The organism is Tychonema sp. LEGE 07196, assembly GCF_963890365.1.
Lineage (GTDB): Bacteria > Cyanobacteriota > Cyanobacteriia > Cyanobacteriales > Microcoleaceae > Microcoleus.
Map to the genome: position 1 here is coordinate 1 of NZ_CAWPRX010000121.1, position 7,709 is coordinate 7,709.

The 7,709-nt window shown below is 45.5% G+C and carries 2 protein-coding genes; one reads left to right on the top strand and one right to left on the bottom strand.

The window, feature by feature from the left end:
* Positions 1–894: 894 nt before the first annotated feature.
* Entirely contained in the window at positions 895–5,121 is a 4,227-nt protein-coding gene (locus tag AACV78_RS14735) for a chemotaxis protein CheB (RefSeq protein ID WP_194012995.1), read from the top strand.
* An 818-nt stretch (positions 5,122–5,939) separates the two neighbouring features.
* Here AACV78_RS14735 and AACV78_RS14740 read toward each other — a convergent pair.
* The gene (locus AACV78_RS14740; RefSeq protein WP_194013132.1) at positions 5,940–7,349 is read right to left on the bottom strand and encodes an adenylate/guanylate cyclase domain-containing protein; all 1,410 of its coding nucleotides are present in this window, start codon (positions 7,347–7,349) and stop codon (positions 5,940–5,942) included.
* Positions 7,350–7,709: the final 360 nt, after the last annotated feature.

Below are 7,709 nucleotides of genomic sequence, written 5' to 3' on the forward strand. Positions count from 1 at the left end.
TGCGTAAATCTCAGAAACCGGGTTTCTCTTTATATTTATCGTCATCCAACCAAAAAGTCGTAGAAACCCGGTTTCTTTCCCCTTGCGTAAATCTCAGAAACCGGGTTTCTCTTTATATTTATCGTCACCTAATCAAAAAGTCGTAGAGACCCGGTTTCTTTCCCCTTGCGTAAATCTCAGAAACCGGGTTTCTCTTTATATTTATCGTCATCCAACCAAAAATTCGTAGAAACCCGGTTTCTCTCCCTTGCGTAAATCTCAGAAACCGGGTTTCTCTTTATATTTATCGTCACCCAACCAAAAATTCGTAGAAACCCGGTTTCTCTCTCCTGTGTAAATCTCAGAAACCGGGTTTCTCTTTATATTTATCGTCACCCAATCAAAAAGTCGTAGAAACCCGGTTTCTCTCTCCTGTGTAAATCTCAGAAACCGGGTTTCTCTTTATATTTATCGTCACCTAATCAAAAAGTCGTAGAAACCCGGTTTCTCTCCCCTGCTTAAATCTTAGAAACCGGGTTTCTCTTTATATTTATCGTCATCCAACCAAAAAGTCGTAGAAACCCGGTTTCTCCCGGCATCACCGGAGACTAGGACGATCGCCCTTAACTCACTATGGCGCGATCGTCTCGCACAATAGCAGATAGAGCGATCGGAGCGGGCTCATAGGTCACAGACATTTCCAATAATTATGCAAAAGATAGTCCAAACCACGATAATATCGTTCAAAAATCAGAAATTTTGGAGGTGTCTAACAATTATAACTGCCTAGTCACTCCTTGAGAAAGAGAGGGAATACCGACAATTTAATTTAAAATAAAAATAGTACGAATTACTCAAGAGTACGTTTAACAAAAATTAATATTATTTAATAACTGAAGTTCAGGACTTCATATCATGACTTCTAATGAATCTTCCCCAGAAATTAAACCAGCAGAATCGATCGCCCCAGCCGCCCTCGACAGCCAACAATTAGCCGAAATCGATGCCCCCTTTCCCATTGTTGGGATTGCCGCCTCAGCGGGAGGGCTGGAAGCTTTCACCCAGTTACTCAGCCATTTGCCGGTAGATACGGGTATGGCGTTTGTGCTGATTCAGCATTTAGCTCCGGATCACAAAAGTCTGCTAACCGAGATTCTCGCCAGACAGACGAAAATGCCTGTTAGTGAGGTACAAGACGGCGTAACTGTAGAACCGAATCGAGTCTACATCATTCCGCCCAACACCAAGATGGTGCTGTGTAAAGGCGTGCTGCAACTATCCCCGCGCGAGAAGATTTATGGCAAATATATGCCGGGAGATGCGTTTTTTACCTCATTGGCGACCGATCGCGGCCACAAAGCAATTGCCGTAGTATTATCCGGGGGAGACGGAGACGGTTCCCTAGGGCTCAAGGCAATCAAAGCAGCCGGAGGCATGACTTTTGCTCAATGTCAAGACACGGCAAAATTCGATAGTATGCCGAATACCGCTGTCGCTACAGGGAATGTCGATTTTGTTCTGCCGCCAGAAAAAATTGCCGAGGAACTGGCAAACTATAGCAGCAGCGGCCTTCTAACTTCCACAATTTCCCTAGCAAAAGTTGAAGAATCGCCCGAACCGGGAGATGCCCTGGTAACTATTTTTGCCCTGCTAAAATCAACCGCAGGCGTTGATTTTAGCCACTACAAACCCACAACGATCGCGAGGCGCATCCAGCGGCGGATGGTATTGTACAAGCTCGAAAACCTCGATGATTATGCCGAATACCTGCGAGAAAATGCGGCTGAAGTCACAGCTTTGTATGAAGAAATCTTGATCCACGTTACCAGTTTTTTCCGCGATCCCGAAGCCTTTGAAAATTTAAAAGAGCTGGTTTTCCCCAGCATTACCCAAAATAAATCGCCAGACGCTTCGATTCGGATTTGGGTGGCGGGATGTTCTACAGGTGAAGAAGTTTATTCGATCGCCATTTGCTTGTTAGAGTTTTTGAGCGATCGAGTTATTTCGCTGCCGATTCAGATTTTTGCTACAGATATCAGCGAGACGGCGATCGGCAAAGCGAGGTCTGCCACCTACTCAGAAAACCAGATGGTAGATGTTTCACCAGAACGCCGCGATCGCTTCTTTATTCGCATCGAAGAAGGAAGTAGTTATAGAATCTCCAAAGCAGTCCGCGAACTGTGTGTATTTGCGCGACAAGACTTAGGCAGCGATCCGCCTTTTTCCAATCTCGATTTAGTTAGCTGCCGCAATGTGCTGATCTACTTGGGAGAGTCGCTGCAAAAAAAAGTAATGCCGATTTTTCATTACAGTCTCAACGCAGCAGGCTTTCTGTTATTAGGCAGTTCTGAAAGTACGGGAAAATTTTCATATTTGTTTACTTCTGTTGATAAAAAGTCTAAAATTTATAGCAAAAAATTCACGGCGACTCCTCCCACATTTTCGTTGGCACCGAGTTTCTACCCCGCCGCTAAAGCTGTTCGAGAACAGAGAATGAATGAAGACAATTCGATCGATAATTTTGACTTAGAGCGCGAAACTGACCAACTGATTTTGAATCGCTATGCCCCAGCCAGCGTGCTTGTTAACGAGCAGATGAAAATCCTGCAAGTGCGGGGAGATATCGATCCTTACTTTAGAGTGGTAGCCGGAACGCCGGACTTAAACTTGCTGACAATGGCAAGGGGAGGCTTGGTTGTGGAGCTTCGCACCGCAATTTCTCAGGCACAATCGCAGAACGCGACTGTTAGGAAAGAAAGGGTATTGGTTGAATGGGGCGGGCGATCGTCTGTGGTGAATATTCAGGTGGTGCCGTTCCAGTCCCACACCACCGCAGCACGCTATTTTTTGGTGCTGTTTGAAGAAGTTTTAGCCCCGGCGATCGACTTTTCCACTGTCACCGCTGAAAGTGGCGATCGAGGTGATTCCGATCCCGAAAATGAGCGGCTGACGCAGGCGCTTGCCGCCGCTAACCAAGAAAAACTTGCGGCGCGATCGCACCTGCAATCGCTAATTCAGGAGCAGGAATATCTCAACCAAGACCTCAAAGTTGCCAACGAAGAAATCCTCTCCAGCAATGAGGAACTGCAAAGCATCAACGAGGAACTAGAAACGGCAAAAGAAGAGATTCAAGCCACTAACGAGGAACTCACCACTACTAACGAGGAACTTCGCAGCCGAAATCTCGAACAAAGCCTGGTCAATAACGATTTGACAAATTTGCTTGCTAGTATCAATATCCCAGTTTTAATGCTGGCAAACAATTTAGAAATTAGACGATTTACGCCAACGGCGCAGAAACTTTTTAATCTAATTATCACAGATATTGGAAGACCCTTTAGCGACATCCGATCGACTCTTGATGTTCCTGACTTGGAACAGATGATTTTGGAGGTGATTGATACTCTCCAGACGCAAGAACGAGAAGTTAAAACTTTGTCGGGATATTGGTACAACCTCCGCATTCGCCCTTACCGCACAACGGAAAACCAGATTGAGGGCGTGGTGATGGTTTTGATCGATATTGATGCTCTAAAACTCAGTGCCAGAACCTTGGATGAGGCCCGAAACTACGCTGAAACTATTGTGGAAACTGTGCAAACGCCTTTAGTCACGCTAGATGCTGATTTCCGAGTGCACAAAGCAAATCGATCGTTCTATGAAACGTTTCAGGTTTTATCCTCAGAAACAGCGAACTCTTCGCTGTTTGAGCTAGGAAACGGGCAGTGGAATATCCCTCAATTGCGATGGATTCTGGAAGATATTCTGGTGAGCGATGTTCGGCTGCAAAACTTTGATTTGACTCATTTCTTTGAGCATATCGGCTCCAAAACTATGCTGCTGAATGCTTGCAAACTTGAACGAGAAGACCGAGCTTTAATGATTTTGCTGTCTGTCGAGGATATCACCGATCGCAAGCAGTTTGAGACAGAGCGATCGCAGTTATTGCAGCAGGAACAGTTGGCCCGCCAAGAAGCAGAAATTGCTAACCGCACTAAAGATGAATTTCTGGCGAATCTCTCCCACGAACTCCGCAATCCCCTGACTCCGATCTTGGGGTGGGCGAAACTGCTGCGTACCGGGAGGCTGAAGGAAGCCGTCGCCGATCGCGCTCTAGAGACGATCGAGCGGAGCGCGCTGGCGCAAGCTCAGTTAATCGAAGATATTCTGGATATTTCGCGGATTACCAGCAACAAGCTCGTTCTCGATACCAGTCCGATGGATCTGCGGTTAGTGGTGCAAGCTGCCCTCGACGGGGTTCAACTATCAGCGGATACCAAAAACATTGAAATTGTTTCGGAGTTGACTTCTGTAACTGTTTTAGGCGATGCCAATCGCTTGCAGCAAGTTGTGTGGAATATTCTGTCTAATGCGATTAAGTTTACTCCACCGGAGGGACGAGTGGAAGTTTCCTTGGAGCCGATCGAGTTTCGCGCTGAAATTCGAGTCACCGAAACGGGAAAAGGGATTGCGCCGGAGTTGTTACCGCATATTTTCGAGCGCTTCCACCAAGGAGATTCTAGCAGCATTAAGACGAATCAAGGGCTGGGATTGGGTTTGTCGATCGTCTACAATCTGGTGCAATTGCACGGGGGAATCGTGCTCGCCGAAAGTCCGGGGGAGGGAAAAGGAACTGCAATAACTGTGAGATTGCCTTTGCCAGACTCGGCTGAAGTGTTGACAGGGGCGATCGATTTTCCACCAACTGTATCGGCTGCGGCTTCAGACGCCTGTAGCGGCGATACAGTCCCCTCTCTCGAAGGCTTGCACATTTTAGCTGTAGACGATCGCATCGATACCCGCGAGTTATTGGAATTTGTGCTCGAAAGCTACGGGGCAGAGGTTGTGACAGTTGAATCTGCCAGAAGTGCGATCGCTGCTTTGACTGAAAATCCCGGCAAATACGACGTGCTGATCTCCGATATCGCCATGCCGGGGGAAGATGGGTATTTCTTGATTCGAGAAGTGCGAGCTCTTGCTGAGGCAGCCGGAGGACAAATCCCAGCCATTGCGCTGACTGCCTATGCGAGCGAGCCCGAACGCAAAAGGGCGATCGAGGCAGGTTTTCAAAGGCATATTACTAAGCCTGTAAAACCCGTTGAACTAGCATTAATTGTTGCTAATTTCGTAGGACGATGTTAAATATTTTTGATCTAATATAGAACCCATTTGATATCTATTCTGCGTAAATCTCAGAAACCAGTTTCTCTCTATATTTCTCGTCATATCGTTTCCCGTAGCATCGGAATGATTTAACCTTATACCATTTTTATAAAGATGTGCTATGGATGAAGTCTTAGCCCCCCCGAAATCGCGGGGGGGTTGGGGGGGTAATATCTAGCGCTACTTTATGAAATTGGTATTACTAGGGCGCAGAGAACACAGAGGAAGACAAGAGAGAGATGAATACAGAACTATGAAGCGCGGATTTGATCTGATACCATTTCTCTAAAATTGTGCAACACTCTTCGACCCCCCCTAGCCCCCCCGCTGCATTGCGGGGGGAACAAGAATACTGTTGCATTCTTTTTGAAAATTGATCTGACTCGATTTTATAATTCCGATGCTAACGGATTTGATGTCACCCAACCCAAAAACTCAAAGATGTCCAATGGCTTCTATAGCCTTTCTCATATCAATTTTATAAAGTTATGCTACTACCGAAAGTTTTACTCCCCCCCTTTATAAGGGGGGGTTGGGGGGGGTAGATATGTAGCGCTATTTTATGAATTTGGTATCAGAAAGATCGGGTACTATCGGGGATTGGGCATTGGCCCGCGCAGGGGATTGGCCCGCGCAGGGCATCTTGCCTGAAGAGCGAAGTCGAAGGGTGGGCATTGGGCATACTAATCGTTACCAGGCTGTTCCTGGTAACGAGTAATCGCTTAAGTTATTAAAATTTCATTGCTAAGTGGTTCCCACAAAGAGCCTACAAACCAATATATTCGTCCCTTCATAAATTAGTTTTTTTCAGCGATTATTTCAGCAGCCAAAGCGATAACAGATTCCGTATTAATCCTCGCGGTATAAGCGATTTGTGGGCCTTGTATACCCTTTAAATCTTCAACACGTTTGTGAATTTCCGATACACCTGTAGCTTTTAAGGCTGTCAAAAATGCTTGGTCGTGATAAACTTCTTCGGAAAACGAAACTTCGTCACTTTTAGAAAGATTTTGAATGCGAGCCGCTTTGTTGACTGTAGAGCCGAAATAGTCGATCGCATTATTGAGATTTACCAGCAAAGCCGTCCCTCGGTGAATGCCCACGCTAACACGAATCCACTCTGCTTGTGGGCGAGTAGAGTTGTACTTTCTGAAACGGGCGACAGCAGCAGCCGCCGCCATAATTGCTTCTTCGTTGCTAACAAAAGAAGCCATAAGGGCATCGCCGATGGTTTTAATTACTTTGCCGCCAAATTGCTCTACCGACTCAAAGAAAATTTCAAAATGATCGCGCACAATATTGTATGCTTTAGTATCTCCCAGGGTTTCGTACATTCTGGTAGAACCGGTAATATCGGTAAACATAATAGTAATCGCGCGAATCTTGACTCGCTCTCTTTCCGATATCGCTGCTTCGCCGAACAAACGCTTGTAATCTGGGTGGTGAAGCAGTTGCATTCCTGACAGTCGCAGGGGCAGTTGTTCTAATGTCAATTCTTCGGGCAATTCATCGGGATGCAAAATCAGCCCGGACAAATTGTGCTCGGTATTAGTTAGTTCGATTTTAACTTTTCCCGGACGCACAGTCAGCTTTTGTTTGTCAAAATCTGGCCCCGCTAACTGCTTGATTTTAATTTCTTGTATCTCTTCTGTGGCTTCGCCTTCTACTTTTAAAATCCCTTTAGCTAAGGTGAGGGGACAGCAGTACCGATATTGACCGCTTTCTAGGATAATTATTTCGGATGCACAGCAGCATAAAGGTGTTATCAGTTGCAGTTTGTTCTGAAGTACGGGAGGGGGAGCACAGACGGGGCGCAGTTTCGGGTCTTCGATTTCTTTGTTGAGGGAAAACGTAACTTCGACGCGATCGAGCAAATCAATGTTAAACTCGCGATCGCACATCGGGCAAAAAGACATTTCCGATGCGTCTGCCAAATCCTTGAATTCGTCTGCTATCATGTTGCAGTGCGGGCAGTGAATGTCCCAGTGCAGGTCAAAAGCGCCGGCTTTTACTCCGTGCAGAAATTCTGAAGTAATTCTTTTAACATTCTTGACAGTATCGCCGGCTACGTAGTAAGGATTAATCCGCAATCTCTGCAAAATGTGGGAACCGATTAACCAGTTTTCGATTTGGTCGATCGTTCCTTTGCTAGAATTGGAACGTTGTTTAAGTTGTTCTAGTTTTTCTGTTAATAATTCGATATTCACGACTTGCTTGCCTTTGAGCGTCAGGGCAAGAAATTTTTAAGCGTTGTTTTGGATAATTTATTGCTCTGCTTTGTTCTTCCCTGACAATTCTGATAAATTTGCACCTGTGCCGCTGTCCCTGATATGTATATAAATCTTAACAAATTAGCAGGCTAAAGGCGATGTTTCTTTAGGTAGAACGATGGGTCAGTTTTTACACGAGGGCGATCGCTGCATCTGTCTTCAGGAATATATTATCAGAGAATTGGGTTGAAAACCCCGTCCTTATAGGACGGCTTTGTAAGTAAAAGTATAAATTTAAATCATCTCTATTAAGATTAATAAAATATAAAAAACTAAAAACCCACAAGTATTTTGCTA

Excerpts from the sequence above, each read along its gene's own strand:
- AACV78_RS14735 (WP_194012995.1), top strand. The coding sequence starts at position 895 with ATGACTTCTAATGAATCTTCCCCAGAAATTAAACCAGCAGAATCGATC.